This is a genomic window from Methylophilus medardicus (assembly GCF_006363955.1).
Classification (GTDB): domain Bacteria; phylum Pseudomonadota; class Gammaproteobacteria; order Burkholderiales; family Methylophilaceae; genus Methylophilus; species Methylophilus medardensis.
This window is the reverse complement of record NZ_CP040948.1, coordinates 1,625,914-1,645,442: the sequence shown is the minus strand read 5'-3', so window position 1 is coordinate 1,645,442 and position 19,529 is coordinate 1,625,914. Positions and strand designations below refer to the sequence as shown.

The 19,529-nt window shown below is 49.9% G+C and carries 18 protein-coding genes; 13 read left to right on the top strand and 5 right to left on the bottom strand.

Going from position 1 to position 19,529, the window contains the following annotated elements; all coding sequences use genetic code 11:
- Positions 1-36 precede the first annotated feature (36 nt).
- The 9 genes from FIT99_RS07920 to FIT99_RS07880 all read left to right on the top strand — a co-directional run bounded on the left by FIT99_RS07920 (position 37) and on the right by FIT99_RS07880 (position 6,032).
- The gene (locus tag FIT99_RS07920) at positions 37-414 is read left to right on the top strand and encodes a hypothetical protein (RefSeq protein WP_140003787.1); all 378 of its coding nucleotides are present in this window, start codon (positions 37-39) and stop codon (positions 412-414) included.
- 54 nt (positions 415-468) lie between these two features.
- A complete protein-coding gene (locus tag FIT99_RS07915; protein ID WP_140003786.1) occupies positions 469-1,125 on the top strand; it encodes a hypothetical protein in 657 nt (218 codons plus the stop codon).
- 27 nt (positions 1,126-1,152) lie between these two features.
- Positions 1,153-1,494 (top strand): heavy-metal-associated domain-containing protein, encoded by a 342-nt coding sequence (locus FIT99_RS07910; RefSeq protein WP_140003785.1) that lies wholly within the window; start codon positions 1,153-1,155, stop codon positions 1,492-1,494.
- Positions 1,494-1,886, top strand: coding sequence for a hypothetical protein (locus tag FIT99_RS07905; protein WP_140003784.1), 393 nt, complete (start codon positions 1,494-1,496; stop codon positions 1,884-1,886). The genes FIT99_RS07910 and FIT99_RS07905 overlap by 1 nt, the downstream gene beginning before the upstream one ends.
- A 165-nt stretch (positions 1,887-2,051) precedes the next feature.
- On the top strand, positions 2,052-2,561 hold the full coding sequence (locus FIT99_RS07900) for a hypothetical protein (RefSeq protein WP_140003783.1): 510 nt from the start codon (positions 2,052-2,054) through the stop codon (positions 2,559-2,561).
- A 74-nt stretch (positions 2,562-2,635) separates the two neighbouring features.
- On the top strand, positions 2,636-3,724 hold the full coding sequence (gene earP, locus FIT99_RS07895; RefSeq protein ID WP_223261152.1) for an elongation factor P maturation arginine rhamnosyltransferase EarP: 1,089 nt from the start codon (positions 2,636-2,638) through the stop codon (positions 3,722-3,724).
- A 41-nt stretch (positions 3,725-3,765) separates the two neighbouring features.
- A complete protein-coding gene (gene efp / locus FIT99_RS07890) occupies positions 3,766-4,326 on the top strand; it encodes an elongation factor P (protein WP_140003781.1) in 561 nt (186 codons plus the stop codon).
- A 231-nt stretch (positions 4,327-4,557) separates the two neighbouring features.
- Complete coding sequence (locus tag FIT99_RS07885; RefSeq protein WP_223261151.1) at positions 4,558-4,989, top strand: hypothetical protein; 432 nt, start codon at positions 4,558-4,560, stop codon at positions 4,987-4,989.
- 11 nt (positions 4,990-5,000) lie between these two features.
- On the top strand, positions 5,001-6,032 hold the full coding sequence (locus FIT99_RS07880) for a trypsin-like serine peptidase (protein WP_223261150.1): 1,032 nt from the start codon (positions 5,001-5,003) through the stop codon (positions 6,030-6,032).
- Positions 6,033-6,047: 15 nt separating this feature from the next.
- Here the strand turns inward: FIT99_RS07880 and FIT99_RS07875 are convergent, their stop codons facing one another.
- Positions 6,048-7,673: a hypothetical protein gene (locus FIT99_RS07875; RefSeq protein ID WP_140003780.1), complete on the bottom strand. Its 1,626-nt coding sequence runs from the start codon at positions 7,671-7,673 to the stop codon at positions 6,048-6,050.
- Between the two features lie 201 nt (positions 7,674-7,874).
- Entirely contained in the window at positions 7,875-8,153 is a 279-nt protein-coding gene (locus tag FIT99_RS07870; RefSeq protein WP_140003779.1) for a DUF2934 domain-containing protein, read from the bottom strand.
- Positions 8,154-8,429: 276 nt separating this feature from the next.
- Here FIT99_RS07870 and FIT99_RS07865 point away from each other — a divergent pair, with 276 nt between their 5' ends.
- Together FIT99_RS07865 and FIT99_RS07860 are read left to right on the top strand one after the other, a co-directional pair.
- Positions 8,430-9,602, top strand: coding sequence for a sugar MFS transporter (locus FIT99_RS07865; protein WP_223261149.1), 1,173 nt, complete (start codon positions 8,430-8,432; stop codon positions 9,600-9,602).
- Positions 9,603-9,804: 202 nt separating this feature from the next.
- Positions 9,805-10,398: a C-type lectin domain-containing protein gene (locus FIT99_RS07860; protein ID WP_140004695.1), complete on the top strand. Its 594-nt coding sequence runs from the start codon at positions 9,805-9,807 to the stop codon at positions 10,396-10,398.
- Positions 10,399-10,463: 65 nt separating this feature from the next.
- Here the strand turns inward: FIT99_RS07860 and tldD are convergent, their stop codons facing one another.
- The 3 genes from tldD to FIT99_RS07845 all read right to left on the bottom strand — a co-directional run bounded on the left by tldD (position 10,464) and on the right by FIT99_RS07845 (position 16,715).
- The gene (gene tldD, locus FIT99_RS07855; protein WP_140003777.1) at positions 10,464-11,903 is read right to left on the bottom strand and encodes a metalloprotease TldD; all 1,440 of its coding nucleotides are present in this window, start codon (positions 11,901-11,903) and stop codon (positions 10,464-10,466) included.
- 76 nt (positions 11,904-11,979) lie between these two features.
- Positions 11,980-12,837 carry a carbon-nitrogen hydrolase family protein gene (locus FIT99_RS07850; protein ID WP_140003776.1) on the bottom strand — a complete coding sequence of 286 codons (858 nt, stop codon included), beginning with the start codon at positions 12,835-12,837 and terminating at the stop codon, positions 11,980-11,982.
- A gap of 32 nt (positions 12,838-12,869) precedes the next feature.
- Positions 12,870-16,715 carry a YhdP family protein gene (locus FIT99_RS07845; RefSeq protein WP_140003775.1) on the bottom strand — a complete coding sequence of 1,282 codons (3,846 nt, stop codon included), beginning with the start codon at positions 16,713-16,715 and terminating at the stop codon, positions 12,870-12,872.
- Positions 16,716-16,889: 174 nt separating this feature from the next.
- Between FIT99_RS07845 and FIT99_RS07840 the strand changes: the two genes are divergently transcribed.
- Together FIT99_RS07840 and FIT99_RS07835 are read left to right on the top strand one after the other, a co-directional pair.
- Positions 16,890-18,788 carry an ATP-binding cassette domain-containing protein gene (locus FIT99_RS07840; RefSeq protein ID WP_189524722.1) on the top strand — a complete coding sequence of 633 codons (1,899 nt, stop codon included), beginning with the start codon at positions 16,890-16,892 and terminating at the stop codon, positions 18,786-18,788.
- A gap of 24 nt (positions 18,789-18,812) precedes the next feature.
- On the top strand, positions 18,813-19,385 hold the full coding sequence (locus tag FIT99_RS07835) for a hypothetical protein (RefSeq protein WP_140004694.1): 573 nt from the start codon (positions 18,813-18,815) through the stop codon (positions 19,383-19,385).
- Positions 19,386-19,529: the final 144 nt, after the last annotated feature.

Sequence of the window (19,529 nt, the reverse complement as noted above, 5' to 3'; positions counted from 1 at the left end):
TGAACTAATCTGCCGATTGCTTTATCTTAATTGTATATGCGTAAACATATTTGCTTATTATTGATTTTGTGGCTGCCCTGTTTTGTCATGGCCGCCAACGTCATGTCATTGCAAATGGCGCTCGCACAACAGTCACTAAGCACCACCGTAGATAGGCAGATGCCTTGCCATCAGCATGCGGCCGAGCATGCCCATACGCAAGCAACCGCGCAACACAGCCCACCGCACCAAGCGCCCATGTCGCATCATTGCACTGTGTGCGGCTTTTGTTTGGTGAGTGCTGGGTTGGCGCACTTAAACACCTTTCCGCAAGTCATCCTCTCTGCACAACCTACCTCGACGCCATTGTTTGAGGCGGATCCTGTGCATACACAAACCTACCCACCCGCGATTAAACCACCCATATTCAGCTAGCGAACAGGATAAATCCGTCTACCGGATGTTTGTTTGATTGAATTAGGAGGTTTTATGTTTAAGCAACTTCAGGTTGCACTCGGCACATTACTGCTCAGCCAATTGTCATGGTCAACGCACGCGGCGGCATTGATGGGCTTTGAAGACAGTGCCATGCTCATGACCGAAATCGGTCGCTATAACCAAGAATGGATGTTGAATTACTCGCCTGCACTCGGGCATGCTATCGGGGTTGAACAGATGCGCATGTCCGGCAAGGGCGAGCAGGCCACCACTATTTCTGGCATCAATTACACCGGTCTGATCAAACGCTGGAACATGCCTGCGGCACAAGCCAATGTATGGTTCAACGGCAGCGTTGGCGAAGCGCGAGGCCAATTTGACGGCTTTGCTTACACGCCCAGCCTGCAATTTGATGCGGAATCTACCCGGCTATATTTTTTAGCCAAGGCCCGTATGATCCGTGCGCCGCAGATGAACTACGATACGGCGGCGCTGCAAGCTGGATTCTCCTTCTATGAAACCGGATTTAATCAAACCCAGCCTTGGTTTGTGCTGGAAGCCAAGACCATGCGCAACAACGATCCCGGTCTTCAAATCACACCGGCGATTCGACTGATTAACAAACACTATTTTCTTGAATTTGGGATCACCAATCCTTGGCAAGGGGAGGGCTTTGCGCCGCGCCTGAATGCCATGTTTGTGTTTTAACCCATTAAATTTTTAAAGGATACTGAAATGAAAAAATATTTGATTGCTTTGTTGTTCTCAATCATGACGCCTGCGGCGTTTGCCGTCACTACCATTAAGGCCGAAGTCAACGGCATGGTGTGCGCATTTTGTGCCAAAGGCATCGAGAAAAAACTCAATGCGCTGCCACAGAAGCAAGCGGCATTCGTTGACCTCAAAAGCCGGGTGGTGGCTTTACAACTCAAAGAAGGCCAAGACGTTAGCAATGAGGCCTTTAGTAAAGTCATTCAAGATGCAGGCTACTCGGTCAGTAAAATGGAGCGGGTCAGCCAGACTGTGGATGCGATACAGGCAGAGGTAGCCAAAGCCGACAAAGCAGGCGTGAAGTAATGGTGGCCGAAATCAATCAGTTGCAGACCACCAAGCGCCTCAATGTGTTGTCGCTGTTGACCAGCGGCTCGACCTTGATTTGTTGCGCCTTGCCGGCGACCTTGGTGGCGATTGGTTCTGTGGCTACTTTAACCAGCCTGATCAGTCAGTTTCCACAGTTAATTTGGATCAGTGAACATAAGCCGTGGGTATTTGGCATTGCCGGCGTCATGCTGTTGTGCGCTGGTTGGTTGCAATGGCGAGCCCGCTTATTGCCTTGCCCAACGGACGTGCAATTAGCGGCGCTGTGTAGTCGAACGCGGCAGCAGAGCCTTTGGATTTACTGGCTCTCGGTGGGATTGTTTTTGATTGGCTGCTTCTTTGCCTTTTTAGCCCCGTTGTTATTGGTTTAAACTGAGTTCAACATACAGCCATCTGGTGTGGCTGTATGTTGATAAGCGCTTGAAAATACATCGTTTTAAGCCAATTGAAGCGCAGCAAACTGCGTATAATTGCCTCAAATTAAAGAAAGCTGTTGTTTTGACGATGACTAGCTTATACACAATACGCAAATGCATATGAGCCCCCCGATTATTTTAGATATTGAAGCGTCCGGCTTTGGCGTGGGTAGTTACCCAGTCGAAATCGGTTACGTCGATGCCATTGGCCATCCGTGGAGTGCACAAGTGCAACCGCATGCCGATTGGCTGCATTGGGACTCTGAAGCAGAAAAACTGCACCAGCAGTCGCGCCAATCGCTAGAGGCGTTTGGTCAAACCGCGCGCGAAATCGCGTTGCACTTGAATCATGTATTTGCCGGTAAAACCGTCTATACCGACGGTTGGTACCAAGATTTCGTTTGGTTACACAGTTTGTATGAAGCCGCTGGTTTGAGCCCTAACTTCAAACTTGAGGATTTAGGGCTGACGTTGAGTCCCGCACAAAAAGCGCTGTGGCATGACACCAAGCTAAGCGTCCGCGAAACCTTCGCATTACAGCAACACCGCGCCTCTACTGACGCCAAAGTGTTGCAGCTCACCTGGCTCAAAACCGCCGACACCTCTGCATTGATGGCTGAGCAAGCTTAGTCAGCTTGCTTCGGTTACACTAACCCCTTTGATTCAACGAGCTGCGGCTGTTCACTATGCATTTGTCTGCATTCATGCCTTCCCGCGTGGATATTTTTTGCAAAATTGTCGATAACTTCGGCGATATTGGTGTCAGCTGGCGTTTAGCCCAGCAGCTGGCCAGTGAATATGGGGTGACGATTCAGCTGTGGGTAGATGATGTTGCACTGGCCAAACAGTTTGCTGTGGTAGGGCATCCGCGCATTACTTTACAACATTGGCATGCAACAGCAGCGTTCACCCAAGCGGCAGACGTCGTCATCGAAACCTTTGGTTGTGAGCTTCCTGCGGCGTATCAGCAAGCCATGCTGCGCCAGCGATCAATTTGGTTGAATGTCGATTACTTGTCTGCCGAACCATGGGTTGAAAGCTTTCATGCCCAGCCCTCGCCACAGGCCAATGGTCTCGTGCGCTATTTTTTTTACCCGGGCTTTACCCCAGCGACCGGCGGATTGTTACGTGAAGCGTCTTTGCCTGCGTTACAAGCCGATGCGCAATGGCAAGCGGTAGGCTTGACCGCTGCCCCGGATCTGCTCACCTTATCGCTGTTTTGCTATGCGCATGCACCACTCGCGGCACTGGTGGAAAGTCTGCAACATTCTCTGAACCCAGTACGCTTATTGGTGCCAGAAACCATCGCGCCAATGCTGGCTGACACACTAGGCGTCAGCAAATTGCAAGTGGGGGAGCGTATTGCGCGTCAAAACTGCACTTATTACATCTTGCCGTTTTTGTCGCAACCCGATTACGATCGCTTGCTTACGTTATGTGACTTTAATTTTGTGCGTGGTGAAGATAGCTGGATTCGAGCACTTTGGGCAGGCAAGCCGATGATATGGCAACCCTATCAACAGAGCGAAGACACCCATTTGCGCAAGCTAGAGGCGTTTATGGATCATTACCTGCCATTGTCCACCGGCACCACAGCCGAACATAGTTTGCGCAATGCCATGTTAGCCTGGGCGCAAGGGACATGGCAGACTGAGCACTGGCAGGCATTACTGCAGGCGTGGCCACAGATTAGCCACCATGCAACGGCCTTTAAAACACGGCAATCCCAACAAGCAGATTTGGTCACTAACTTGGTGATTTTTATTGAGAAATGCCTCGCACATCGGGTATAATTCGGCGCTTTCAAATCCCGCATACAAATTAAGGCTTATTTATGAAAATCGCTCAAGAGCTCCGCGTTGGCAACGTAGTGATGATTGGCAACGACCCGATGGTTGTTGTAAAAACCGAATATAACAAATCCGGCCGTAATGCGGCTGTGGTGAAAATGAAAATGAAAAACTTGTTAACCGAAGCGCCAAGCGAAAACGTTTACAACGCGCAAGACAAGTTTGATGTCATCGTATTAGAAAAGAAAGAAGTGACGTACTCTTATTTTGCAGACCCAACCTATGTGTTTATGGATGCTGAGTATAACCAGTACGATGTTGACGCTGAGTTTATGGAAGATGCACTGCCATACCTGGAAGATGGGATGCCTTGTGAAGTCCGTTTCTATGATGGCAAAGCGATTTCAATCGAATTGCCAACCACCGTTGTGCGTGAAATCACTTACACCGAACCCGCTGTGAAGGGCGATACATCCGGAAAGGTCATGAAGCCTGCCAAGATCGGCTCTGGTTTTGAAATTCCAGTGCCGCTGTTTGTAAACCAAGGCGACAAGATTGAAATCGACACGCGTACTGGTGAATACCGTAACCGTGTGATGAAGTAAATCTGCTTTTCTGCACAAAAACCCCGGTCCTGTCCGGGGTTTTTTTATGCCGATTGGGGGTCACTTTTAAATGCGCTGCTCAGGGAGAGCTGGCCGGTGATGTCGGGAATCATTCACTGGTGCCTGGGCGGATTTCTCTATCACAATGGCTGACTGCATTCGCTTATTTCAAGTCTGGAGGGTGTCATGCGTGGTCAACGAAACAATCATAAGGCGGCATGGATACGATGCATGCTTGCTGCAACTCTGCTTTTTATTGGGCTGGCAACGCGCGCAGACAGCGATCCAAGATCGCTTAAGCATCCTTTAATCGGCTATTGGGAATCAACGTTGCCAGACACGCACTGCCTTGAAACCTATTGGTTTAAAGAAGACGGTACGGCGGTGTTTAGCAGTGGTGACGAGCAGCTCGAGGCGCGTTATGAGGTCACGCCGCAACCGGATGCCCAGGGGTTTTTTAAGTTAAGCCACCGAGTGACGCAGACCAATCATTCGCAGGACTGTAACCAGCAAACCGCAAAAGTGGGCAGTGAGCAAACCAGTTTCTTGTTGTTTACCCCGGACGGCAGTCGATTTATCGCCTGCGATGATGATGACCCCTCCCTTGAAAGTTGTTTTGGCCCGATTGAGCTTAAAAACAATGCCAACAAAAGTTTGCGCTAAGGCAGGCGCTGATGCAGAGCGCGCAGGTGGCGATTGCTTGGTTAAGACGGCTGCTTCCCTTGGTCGTGGCGTGTATGGGATTAACGATTGGTCAGCCAAGTCAGGCCATTATTCATGGATTGGCCTTTCCTGGGGTCGCAATTTCTACGGTCAAGCTCACGATTCAGCATGCACATTTTTTACAATCCGTTGAAAAGTGGGAATATTACGATTCGATCTGCAGTGCAGCCATCGTAGGGCTCAAACCGCTGACGTTAATTACCGCAGCGCATTGCCTGAAAGAGGTGCGGCTCACCGGCCCGCAATCCTTACCCATGCTCGCGATTGTCCAACCTGCGTTATTGGGTATTGATTCGCCCAAGATGACGCAGGCTTTTTATCGGCCGTTTGAAACAGTCGCTGAAAATATCACCCAAGATATTGCTGTCTTAGTGTTTGATGCACGGGTCAATGGCGTGATTCATGCCTTGCCGATTCGACTAGAGGATAGTCTACCCGATCAGTTGATGATTTGTGGTTATGGGCATGGCTACGGAGAGGTCGACACGCGGCATCCGCGTTGCGGTGAGCGCAAGCTGATCACGGATTTATCTGATTTTTATCAGGTATTACCCAAAGCCTACCGTGAAAAAGACGAAATGCTGCATCTGCAAGCGCAAACGCAGTTTGCCTATACGCAAGCGTTAGTGCATGCCGAACATGCATTGCTTGCTGTGAACCGCCTGAACGCATTGAACGAATACGACCATACGATTCCGATGCCTACTGCGGGAGATTCTGGTGGGCCATGGTTGCTGCTCAATGCGCACGGACGATATGAGTTATTGGCGATTACCAGTCTGGTCGAGCGTTTTTACAACCCCAGTCCGCAGTGGTCATTTTTTCAAAAACAGGTCCCGCTCTCTGAATACCCCTATATTGCCTACGGCTTGCGCTTGAGTCATCCTGAAGTGTTGGGTTTTTTACAATACGCGCAACATAGCGGGGCGGATATTCAGTTTAGTGCGGCAACTTTGTCGCCTAAATCTCTGGGCTTACATTGAGCTGAAGGCACCCGACTAGCGGTGAGCCCGCAAGTGACTGTTGGACCGCTCAAGTAAATGGCTGGTCATTCTTTTAAATCGTGTCAATTGTCGGGTACGCTGTTTTCGCGCTTCTAACAAGGCTTGTTTGTGACTCTGTGCGAATAAAGCTTCGGTATCGAGCATGTGGAGATGGTCATCTAATTCGATGGTGGTTGTCTGCAAGGTTTCGATTAAATGCCCGATGACCCATTGCTGATTAATGCCCGGTAGTGCTTCATTGGTTTTTGCGCCCAACGCTAATTGTTGCGCGTGAAGATTGTGCATGACACTATCCGCCAAGGACAGTAACCCTTCTTGGGCCAAGAAATTGCATGCGTAGCGGCCTTTTTGCTCAATAGAAGCACTGTGTATCTCTCGAATACCGGCCGAGCCCGCCACCACTGCCAACGCATTGATTAACAATTTGTTGAGCACAGTTTGATTGCAAAGGTAACGCGCGAGATTGGCATAAAATTGGCCCATTCTTCGTAATGTTTTATCCGGCGTGTTGTCATGATGGACAAAGCCGATCAGGTTCACATTAATGTAGTGATGCCAGGTTGAGTCAGCCACAATGTTACCCACTCCGCACAGTTTTCCTTGATAAGCTGCGACCAAGCCAACCTCTTGTTGATTGGCGTCAGCGGCTTGATTGATCCCCCAACTAATGATTTCCGGTTTTAATGGCTTGCTCCCATACTTTGGCCAGTCTCGCTCTGATAGGTTAGCTGGGATTCGCAGTGCACCTTCGTGGACATGGTCTGGAAAAATATCGATAACGCCGTTTGGATTATCTGCCGAGATTGGGGCGGCAAACAATGGGTGAGCAACGCGTTCTGGGATATAAGCATCACCGAATGGGCCACCTATATATTCATGCCTCAGTTGCCAATGGTATTTCACCCTAGTCGCCTGTGGTTGATCATCTTCTTGTTTGGGCATGTTGGACATATCATTATCGCCAGCGGTATCGACATGATAAAGACCTAACTGACTGTTGCCTTGGCTGACCGGATTACCCATCCACACCCGCATTTCTCCGGCCCGTGGAATGTTTTTTCCTAAGGCGCGGCCAAGATTGTAATAATCTGCTTGATCCTTCAACCAATTGGAATGATCGCCTGTGACTAATACCCCCCCTCCAGCATCCATCCATTGACGTAAAAGCCGAATTTCCTCCTCTGTAAACTCTTGATCATTGGCGTTTTTGTCAAACTTTATTCCGCCAAAGTTAGGGGCTGGGTCCATATGGTTTCCGTAATGCATGCCAAACATCCAAATCTGTGAGTATTTGTTTAGCATGGCTTGCGTTAAACGATGCGGATTTTGCAGTAATGCAGGGTTGTGAATCACATTCCCTTGGTTGTCGTAGTCATAAAACCGATTGACTACATCCACCTGATAACGTGTAAAAAAAGTGCTTTGGTTTTGGAGCGTCGTTTTGAGTAGACCGAGACCAAATTCATCTTTGAATCCTCGTTTGGCATTGCCTGTGTTTTTGTCGACAGCCATCCAAGACTCGTCTGCATCATCACAATAAAATAAAACACGAATGGTGACGCGCCCAACCAGCGTTTCACGCCAGTGGTCACGCATGGTGAAATCTTTGAGTGTTGGCATATCCACCTCCTGTTAAGTTAAGTTAACAGGAGTGTATGCCTTAAAGATTCATTCCGCAATTGTTGGCCCTATGCGTACGCAAAGGTGAAGATTGAGTGGGTTGAGGGTTTTACCCACAGGCATAACAAAGCATCAATATCCGGGGGATATTGATGCTTTGCTGTTTAAAGTGAAACGTCGTGCTGCTGGTCGAGTGTGCCGTTAGGCATTTAGTTTAGCGTCAATCTCTTGTTCGGCTTGCAACCAATAATGCAAATGATCATGGCCAAATCCACTTTTCTCGGCAATGTAATAAGCGGCCACTTCAATCATTTTAAAACGGTCACTGCTCGTAATGACTGTCGATTGGATGGTGGGTTTGACAGTTTTTTTGCGCGTAGCGACGGGTTTTGCCGAGGTTGCGCTGGTCGTTTTTGTGGCCGGTTTTTTAGCGGGGGAGACTTTTTTTGCGGATGCGTCTGAGGGTTTGCTTGCTGCCATACTGTTCTCCATGGGTTAGAGTGAAATGAACGAGCGTCGACTTTTGGTCGCGGTATGGAAATAGTAAAAGGGCTGGGCATGCATCGTCAAGGCGCTCATTGCACAAGCGTTGCTTTGCATATGATTTAAATATGTAATTGTTGTGTTTGCGCTTGATCCCGAAGGCGAATATAAGCAGAAAGGGCGCATTCAGTGAAAAGCAACTTCCAAAGCGGCCCCATTTATGCTGTAGTGGCTGCCTGATGCTATTTGAAAGACTGTATGTATAAAAAAGCCATGACATCCCTCACCATCCTGTTTTTTATGATGGGATTGATCACCTGTTTAAACGATATTTTGGTGCCTTATTTGAAAGCCGTCTTTTCACTAAGTTATAGCCAGGCGGCATTGGTGCAGTTTTGTTTTTTCGCCGCCTACGGGCTGACTTCGATTCCGTTTAGTCAGTTGATTGAAAAAGTGGGTTATCAAACGGGGATGGTGATCGGTTTTTCGCTGGCGGCAGTGGGCTGCCTGTTGTTTTACCCGGCAGTTGCGTTGCATATGTATGCCTTATTTTTGGCTGCTTTATTTGTGTTGGCTTCTGGCATCGTCCTATTGCAGGTGGCGGCTAATCCTTGTGTCTCCGTCATTGGACCGCCTGCCACGGCCTCATCACGCTTGACCATGGCGCAAGCATTTAACTCTCTGGGTACTTTTATTGCACCTTTTTTTGGGGCTTATTTTATTCTTTCTGCGCTGGTGAATGTGAATCAGGCAGAAGGGGTGGTCTATCCGTATTTAGGCATCGCTGCGGTGCTGATCGTGATTGCATTTGTTTTGTCACGCATTCAGTTGTCGGGGCTAGAACAGCCGGACCATCATGACAAGCCTTGGCGTCAGGTGCTCCAGCAACGTGGGCTTTTACTCGGGATGATCGGCATTTTTTGTTATGTGGGCGCCGAAGTCGCCATTGGCAGCTTTTTGGTCAACTACATTAAAGAGCTGACACAGATGCCAGAAGCGAAAGCCGCGTCTTTCGTCGCCTTATATTGGGGCGCCGCGATGGTCGGACGTTTCGTTGGCATCTTTAGCTTAAACACATTTTCGCCTGCGCGCGTGCTGGCCGCCCATGCAACGATTGCGATTATATTCATTGCGATCTCGATGAATGCCTCCGGCATGCTGGCGGTATTTAGCATGCTGGCGGTGGGGTTGTGCAATTCGATTATGTTTCCAACCATCTTCACCCTTGCGATCAAGGGGCTGGCATCTGGTCAAGAAAAGCGCGGTTCAGGGTTATTAGCGACCGCGATTGTGGGTGGCGCAGTGATCCCCTTACTGACTGGGCTCATTGCTGACAGGTTCGACCTGCATCATGCCTTTATTCTGCCCATCGTCTGTTACGCTTACATCGTATGGTTTGCTGCGACTAGGCGTGACCATGTCGCTATTGTTCGCACACATCCCTAAAAAATTATTTGTTAAATTATGATAATGGTTTGTGCGGCAATCATTAGCCCTGTCGAGCTATTGTTCTGTTTTCTGTTGTTATTTTAAAGTGTCAATGTACTGCGAAGTTTGCAGTATGCGTTGAGGTTAAGTGAGCAAACCCGCGCAACAAACGCGTGAATGCGAGTTTTATGACAATCAAAAATATCAATAGGGGAAATACATGCGATACAGTCTAAATTTATTAACCATCTCGGTGCTGGCAGCCATCTCATTAAACGCCCAAGCGGCAGTTTCAGTGATCGCCACAGACACCTACAACGGCAGCACTTATCAGTTGCTGTCAGCCGATACCTGGACCAACAGTGAGGCGTTTGCACAAACACTGGGCGGGCACTTGTTAACCATTGATAATGCCGCAGAAAATACTTGGTTGACGACGCAGGCATTCAATCAGTGGGGTCTCACCCATTCATTTTGGATCGGTTACTCACGCAATCCAAATAATCCAAGTCAGTTTACTTGGGCCGATGGATCCACTTCTAGCTATACACAGTGGTCACCAGGTGAGCCAAACAACTCTAACAGCTACAATGCAGATGCTGAAAATTATGTACACACCTACTTAAATTTTGCAGGTGGTACACGTTTTGGTAACTGGAATGACCTGGCAAATATCGACCCATTTGAAGGACCAAAGTACGGTGTGATTCAAGTCGTTTCATCCGTCGCGACGGTGCCAGAGCCTTCAGCGGCAGGGTTGCTTGGCTTCGGTTTGTTGCTGATGGGAATGTTCGGTTTACGCCGTCAAAAATAAGCCATCAGACTAAAAAAAGGCTGCCAACGGCAGCCTTTTTTGTTTGAGCCCTTTGATGCAGCGCCTTAGGCTGATGTGCCGCCCACCGTCAAGCCATCAATTTTCAAGGTGGGCTGGCCCACGCCCACTGGGACGCTTTGCCCCTCTTTGCCGCAAGTGCCCACACCACTATCCAGCGCCATATCATTGCCTATCATGCTGACTTTGGTGAGTACATCGGGGCCGTTGCCTATGAGGGTGGCTCCTTTGACGGGGTAAGTAATTTTGCCATCCTCGATCATGTAGGCCTCGGCGGCGCTAAACACGAATTTACCACTGGTAATGTCGACCTGACCACCGCCAAAGTTGGCAGCATATAGGCCTTTTTTAACCGACTTGATGATCTCCTGCGGATCTTTGTCGCCGTTAAGCATGTAGGTATTGGTCATGCGTGGCATTGGGATGTGCGCGTAACTTTCACGGCGTGCATTACCTGTGAGGCCCATACCCATCAGGCGTGCGTTAAGGGTATCTTGGATATAGCCACGCAGAATACCGTCTTCGATCAGCACCGTATTTTGTGGCGCATTTCCCTCATCGTCCATGGTCAGCGAGCCACGGCGGTCCTGCATCGTGCCATCATCGACAATGGTGATGCCTTTGGCCGCGACTTGTTGGCCGATCATATTGCTAAAGGCGCTACTGCCTTTGCGGTTGAAGTCACCCTCCAAGCCATGACCAATAGCCTCATGCAATAAAATGCCTGGCCAGCCATTGCCGAGTACCACTGTCATGCTGCCCGCGGGTGCAGGACGAGCATCCAAATTGACCAACGCCTGATGGGCCGCTTTTTGGGCGTAATCTTGCAAGACATCATCGGTAAAGTAACTATAATCGAAACGGCCACCGCCGCCGCTAGAGCCTTGCTCGCGGCGCCCATTGTGCTCTGCAATCACCTGCAACGATAAACGCACCAATGGTCTGACATCGCCAGCCATGATGCCGTCGCTGCGCGCCACCAGCACCACTTCGTACTCTGCTGCGATGGAGGCCATCACTTGTGTAATGCGCGGGTCTTGCGCCTTGGCAAAACGTTCAAGTTTTTCTAATAAACGCACTTTAGCATCTGCACTGAGACTAGCGATTGGGTCTTGCGGCAAATATAGCGGGTTGTGGCTGCGCGTGAGGATGCTGTGACCAATTTTCTCTTGACCCAGGCTTGCGATGGCGCGTGTCGCATGTGCGGCTTGTTGTAAGGCGTCTAGATGAATATCATCAGAGTAGGCAAAGGCGGTTTTTTCGCCACTCACAGCACGCACTCCCACGCCTTGATCGATATTAAAACTCCCCGATTTGACCTGGCCTTCTTCTAGCCCCCAAGATTCACTGCGACTGTACTGAAAATACAAGTCGGCGTAATCAATATTGTGGGTCATCATGCCAGACAGCACGCTGCTTAAAGCAGCCTGATCTAGCCCAGAGGGGCGTAGCAGTAAGTCATTGGCAGTAGTCAGTAGCGTTTGCATAGCGATTCAACTTAATTAAAACATACGGGTTGGAGTCAATTTCAGTGCAAGAGTGCCCGGAGGTCTCACTGATTTTTCATGAAATTGCCTTAATGGTTTTGTGTTTGAGTGCCGGTAGGCTCTGGCGTAAATTTTTAATGTAGTTGCGGTTGACGTTGGCCACCACAATGCCTGAACCTCGCGGTAAGCGATCGAGCACCACGCCCCAAGGATCCACAATCATACTGTTACCATGGGTTTCGCGACCAGATAAGTGATAACCGCCTTGTGCGGATGCAATCACGTAACTCAGATTTTCAACCGCACGCGCACGCACCAGCGTTTCCCAATGCGCTTTGCCCGTAGTTTCGGTAAAGGCGGAAGGCACCACAATCATATCTACTTCGCCCATGGCGCGGAATAGTTCTGGAAAGCGGAGATCATAACAAATAGACAAACCAATCCGGCCAAACGGCGTATCCACCGTGACCACGGTATCACCGGGCTCGATCGTATTCTCTTCATGATAATGCTCGGTGCCCATATCCAGACCGAACAAATGAATTTTGTCATAGCGGGCGACTTGCTCACCTTTGTCGTTATACACCAAGCAACTGTTACGCACTTTGTTCGCGTAATTGCTCTCGAGCGGCACGCTACCGGCCACAATCCATATTTTATAAGCCTTGGCCGTTTTGCTTAAAAAATGTTGAATCGGTCCATCATTGGGTTTTTCACGGATAGTGACTTTGTCAAAATCCTTGAGTCCCATGATGCAAAAATATTCAGGCAACACCACCAGTTTTGCACCCGCTTTGGCGGCCATTTCAATCAGCCGCTTGGCTTCAACCAGATTGGCGGCCACGCTCGGGCTGGAGGCCATCTGAATCGCCGCCACTTTGACGATGTCATCACTGGCGGCTGATTTTAATTTTTTAGTTTTTTTCTCTGCCATGGTCAATCTTCCGTTAAAAAATCATGTTGACGTTAATGTAATATTTTCGCCGGTGTCGGCGCAGACGGCGCCACTTTTTTATCCACTTCGCCCTCCAGTGGATTATCCCAAGTGCCCGTAATCATATACTCACTGGCACTGATTTTGTTCAGTGGATCCTTGAGTAATTTTTGCGCCACAAATGCGGCTACCCCCACAATAGGGCCGCCAGCCAGCGCCGCAAGCGACACTGAGTCACTGATGTGCGGCACCACTTTGACGCGCAGGCGCTGTGTTTCTGCCTTTAAGTTAGTCTCACCCTTGATTTTGGCTTCTGCTGCTGGGCCGGTCATGAACAGGTCATCGCTTCTTAAAATTCCATCCTTGATATTGGCCGTGGAGGTGATTTTGTCAAAAGCAAAGCCCTCACTAAACAGGTCGCGGAAATCCAATGTTAAGCGCCGCGGCAGGCTTTGCAGGCTGAGTAAGCCCAAGAGGCGGCCGACACCGGGTTGTACTTTTAGAATCTGACCTTTTTCTAACTGCATTGTAAAGTTGCCATCTAGCCGTTCAACCGCAAACTCATGTGGACTACCTGGCCAGCCCAGCTGACCATTCATCGTGCCAGTGCCGCCTTTGACCATTTCACCCCCAGGTTGAAAACGCTGCAATGTTTTGCCAAGGTTGCTCGAATTTAAGTTGAATTTCAGCATGGTTTGCGGACTGCGTACCGAGTTACGCCAAGTGCCATCGGCCGTGAGCTGACTATCACTGTTGCTGATGTTCATGCGCTGGATCACCCAGCTTTCCCCGCTGTTGTAAGCTTTCAAATCAAGACTGCCCAATTGTTTATCGCCAAACTGAAAGTCTTGCGCCGTGATTTCTAGCTCGGGGTAGGTCATGTCGAGACGGCGCACTTCAGCCGGACTAGGGCTGTTGTCGGTATCCATGCTGCGTGGGATGCGCAGGTAGTTCAATTTTGCGACTAATTTGCTGGGTTTGCCTGAGAGCCAGTCGGCCTCGCCCGCCAACTCTTGGCTTTGTATCGCTAATTTTAAGCGCTCATTGAAGGGTGATATGTTGACTTTGATTTGATGCAGGTTGCGGTCAAACACATGCAAAGTGCCAGCGGTCAGTTCAATTTGATTGAGTGCCACAGAGGAGGCGTCAGACGTTGGATTGCTCCCGCCTTGGTTCAGGTAGGCCAGCCAATCATCGAGGTTGAGTTTTTGAAAGTCAGCCCGTAAATTAATGCCATCCCCCACCGGTAACCGAGCTGGCGTATTGAGTGCGATTTCACCCGCGTTGAAGGTGGCTGCACTATTGGCAGGGCGCAGAAAGTTAGCATGCATCCAGTCATTGTAATGAATGGCAACTTTGTCTGGTTGGTTCGCCTCTTGGCGGAAACGGATCGTTAAATTAGCTGGCGTCTCAACGCTTTTCTTGGCAGGGTCGGGCAGGTCTATGGCCATGCCGATGAGTTGTGAACGGATATCCAGCCGGATATTGGGCGCTTGAATCAAGAGGTTGCTTTTCCAGTCGGTGGTGCCATGCAAGGCTCTGGTGAGCGCGTTATTGTCCAGTTTTTTGAGTGCAGCATCCGTGATGCGACCACTCCCTTGAATAATTACGGACTTGTCTGGTCGCGTCGACAGGCTGACGTTGGCTGGATTGTCAAACAGCGTCAATTGCACGCCTTGGGCTTGCAGGCCTTTTTCGTTGAACTTCAAATGCCCATTGATGTTACTCATTTCTGGCATGGCAATTTGCGGATTGGCGGCGATGTGCCCATTTTTAATCGCATAATCGCCCTGAAACTGGCTGGCATCGACATCATTGAGTGGCACTTGCAAGCCCAGCTTGAGTTCTGCGCTGCCACTGCCTTTTAACAAATCGGTAAATCCCATGGTCACTTGCCGCACTGGGCTCGTATTCACAAATTTAATGCCTTGCTCAACATTGCCGGTCACCGCCGCTTTGATATTCAGCATCGGCCAGTCTGCGTCTAGCCTAGGGATTTCGACCTGCGCCTGCGTGATGTGCTGACCGACCGTGCTACCATTTTTGACCGCAATATCCATGCGGGTACCCTCAAATTTGAGCAAGGCGTCAATGTTTTGAATCACCGGCCAGTCGGTGCCATATTCCAGGGTGGCATGATCGACTTGTGCGGTCACTCTAAACAGGCCTAGTGCGGGGTCTGCCTGATGCGCTTCGTTCACATACGGAAAACCGTTAACCCGACCTTTAACGATGATTTCACCATGCCGCACTTGACCACTCAGAATTGAGCTATCTAGCCAGTGCAGGGTCGTTTCACCCAGTAATAACGGGTAGTAAAATGGCGCAAATTTTGCATCACCGCGTTCGATCTGACTTTGAAGTTGGATCGTGTCGCCGCCTGCCGCGCCTAACTGATACTCCATGTTGGTACGCAAGGCGAGGTGCGGATTACTAAACTGCAGGTTTCGTGTGCTAATCAGTGTTTTTTGCCCGTTATCGCGCCATTCGATCTCACCTTGCAGACGGTCTATCGGTAACGGCCAGCGGAGCAATCCAGCCAGCGTAATACTGGCTTTGCTAGTGTCGAGTTGAATACTGCCTGCGTTCGGGCGAACAGATAGCTGTCCTGACCAATTATCCACCCCGGGCAAATTGGCGTAGGGGGCGGTATGCAGATGGTTGAACGCGGCTTCTAGGCCATAATCTCGCCATTGCTTTTGTTGATAGTGCCAGTGTGCCTTGATTTGAGAGGCATTGCCGGCGGGTGCCATGTTTTCGAGATACTGCGCAGCAGGGGAGGCGGGCGGGAGCCAAGGTGCAAACAGTGCCCCTTGTGCAAGATTGAATTTTTTTACTGTCACCACACCTTCATGGTCTTTGGCATCCCATTGCCATTCACCATTGGTATCCTCGACGATGAGGCCAGGCTGGATGTTGGCAGAAAAGTGTTTGAGTGTGACCATGAAGCGTTGGTCAACGCGTTGCCAGCGCAGTTCACCGCTGGCGGTTTTGGCAATGTAGCTTTGTGTCTCGTTGGCGGGTGTCACCGACACATCTTTCAACTGTACCTGTGCCGCGACGCGCTGTATCTGCAGGTTGTCAAAGGCGAGAGTCGTGGTCAGGTTGCCCTTGCCTGCATTGACTTTGACGGGTAAGTCCAGCCATGGCCCCCAAGCAGAGAGGTCAGTGTCGGGTAAACGCAGTGAGATTTCACCATGCCAGGCATGCGGCTTGGCAACATCTTCCCCAATCAACACGGACTCCAGCGTAATACGTTGTTGCGTACCGGTAGACACTAGGCTGTCAATGTGAATGCTGTGGCGATCTAGCAAGCGCTGCCACACCGGCGTTAAGATTTCGATATTTAAATCCTTGAGCAGTAATGGCGGGGCTTGGCGCTGTTCGTCCAGCCAAGTGACCGTGGCATGTGAAATCTTGATGCGGCGTTGTGCCAACAACCAGTTGGCAAATGCAGGATTGCTTTGCCCGGACATAGACATGCCAGCCAAGAATAATTCGCCGTCTTTGGTCCGCCGCACCATCAGCGTCGGGGCGTCCACGCTGAGGCTTACCAGCGAAGGGGATAACAAAACTAAGCTGCTCCATGACAGTCTGGTGGTGATTTGCGACAGCGCGAGTGCCGGACGTTGCTGCGTATCAAACACGGTGACATTGCCGAGGGTGACTTGCGGGGCTAGACCGCGCCAGCGAATACCAATATGCGCAATGGTGACTTGCTGCTCGAGTGACTGGCTGAGCGCTTGCTCGATGCGGCCCCGATAATCGTCAATATGGGGAAACACATAGAACTGAATCACCGCAACAATGCCTGCCAGCACGACAAAAATAACGATCAAAGAGGTCAGCAGCCAGCGTTTTATTGTTTGCAGAGGCATAAGGTGGTAAGCAGGAGGGCAACGAGTTATATAAACAAAAAATCATTTTACTCGAAAACCCTCGTCCAGCCGCAAACGGGCGCGAACTAAGCGGCTAATTATTCAGACAGAGCAGGAGTGATTCGTTTAAAATGCCAATCTTTTGCAATTTTGCTTTTATGAAAGTGATTGTCAGTGATTCAGTTTAAGCAACTGACTTTTTCTCGCGCAGGTAAAACACTGGTAGAAGCGGCTAGTTTTCAGTTGCACCCGGGTCATCGTGTCGGTCTCACCGGTGCCAACGGTGCAGGTAAATCCACGCTATTTGCCTTGTTGCGCGGAGAGCTCACCCCGGATGTGGGCGAGCTATTGATGCCGCCACAATGGGTGATTGCGCACGTTGCGCAAGAAACCCCCGCGCTGGCGCAATCTGCGCTCGATTACACGCTGGACGGCGATGAAGAGTTGCGCACATTGCAACTTCATCTGGCACAGGCGGAGGCCGGCGCCGATATTGATCCTTTGCAGTTGGCAGATTGGCACCAGCGCTTGGCCGATATTGAGGGCTACAGTGCGCAATCGCGTGCCAGTGCTTTGCTCGCTGGCCTAGGTTTTTCGCAGGCGCAATTAAGCAAACCGGTGAGCGATTTTTCAGGCGGCTGGCGCATGCGATTAAATTTGGCGCGCGCATTGATGTGCCGCTCAGATTTGCTGCTATTGGACGAGCCCACTAACCACCTAGATATTGAAGCAGTCATTTGGTTGGAAGGCTGGCTGAGTGCGTATCGTGGCACTTTGCTGCTGATTTCACATGACCGTGAATTTCTCGACAATACCGTCAATCACATTTTGCACATTGAACAACAGCAGCTGACCTTGTACCGCGGTGGCTATAGTGACTTTGAGCGCCAGCGCGCCGAAAAGCTCACATTGCAACAGGCCAGTTACCAGAAGCAACAGCTGCAAATGGCACATTTGCAAAAATACATTGATCGCTTTCGGGCGCAGGCCACCAAAGCGCGTCAAGCACAAAGTCGGATCAAAGCCTTGGAGCGCATGGAACGCATCAGCGCCGCCCATGTTGATTCTCCGTTCACGTTTGGTTTTAGGGCGCTGGGTTCATCTCCAGACCCATTGTTAGTCATGAATCAAATGGCGCTGGGTTACAGCGGGCAAACCCTGGTCAAGCTTGGTCATTTGGCGATTCGCCCTGGCGAACGGATCGGTTTGTTGGGAAAAAACGGCGCGGGTAAATCTACTTTGATCAAAGCGCTCGCACAGTCTGAAACCTTGCTTGCGGGCGAGCGGGTTGAAGGCAAGGATTTACGCATAGGCTATTTTGCCCAGCATCAGCTTGAGCAACTGGTGGCGAGCGATTCGCCGCTACAACATCTGCAGCGACTAGATTCACAGACCAGAGAGCAAGAGCTGCTCGACTTTTTAGGTGGCTTTGACTTTAGAGGCGAGATGGCCAAAAGTCCTTGTGGGCCGTTCTCTGGTGGCGAAAAATCTCGGCTCGCCTTGGCGATGCTTATTTGGCAGAGACCCAACCTGATTCTGCTCGATGAGCCGACGAACCACCTCGATATTGAAATGCGACATGCCTTGTCCATGGCATTGCAGGCGTATGAAGGGGGAATGGTCATGGTGTCGCATGACCGTACTTTACTCGCCACGTGTTGTGAAAAATTTGTACTGGTTGCGGATGGCCAAGCCACCGTATTCGATGGGGATCTTGACGATTACAAACAAGTGTTGCTCAATGCGCCCGCCGGCAATGCGAGTAGTGAGCCCGTCGCTGCCAAGCAAAATAGCTATCATCAACAAAAGGCGGATAGGCAGGCCCGCTTGGTGGAGCGTCGCCCATTGGTCAAGGCTATTAGCGCGTTAGAGGCGCAAATGGCAACGTTAGAGCAAGAAAAGAGAGCGTTGGACAATCAGTTGGCGGATAGCGCCGTGTATGAGGCTGCGCAACGCGAGTTGTTGCAGAGCCTGTTAAAAGCGCAAGGTGAAAATCAAAAGCAATTGGCGTTGATTGAAGGCCAATGGCTGGACGCGCAGGAACAATTAGAAATGCTCCCCGAAATCGAATAGCACCCTGATAGATAAAGGATCATGATGGAAATGACTTACGAAGAACGTTTAAAATTTATGCATCAATTGTGTCTGGCACAGACGCAAGCAGCGGATCCCACCGAAGCACAAGCAGTCGCGGGCTTCACCAATGCCGATGTGGCGGATTCTGTGCATTACTTGGCAAGTTTTTTGACTTTTAAAGCCATCCAATCAGCCGGGCGTCATCCTGCCGATGAGTTGCAAAACGATTTTGATATGCTGGGCGTGTATCAATGCTTCGGCATGATGGTATTTGCATTCTTATTTATGCCTTTGACGCAGGACGGGCACACGCCTGATTATGACCGCGCACAGATCACTATTGGTAAAACGCTATTTGATGGTCTGGCGCCTGAGATGCTTGCCGAGCTGATTGAGTCGGGTTTTCATAAATTTAAGTTAATTGCAGAAGCTGAGTCTGAACATTGGCAGGAGTACCGTGAAAATCTGGATAAAGTCACGATTAGTTATATGATTGCCACCACAGATGATGATAGCCCGCATAGCGCTGAAGACGTTCTACCGCTGTTCGGACAACTATTGAGTCAATTGTGTGAAGCGTTTACCGCAGACTAAATTTGTCAGTGCCTTTAAACTGTGTATAATTAATTCACGTTTACAATTTATATACAGCTTGCAAACTTGGGTAAAAAACACCTATTTACGCTTGTTAATCAATTTAATTGTTCATAAGATTCGAGGGCTAAATATACGATAGCC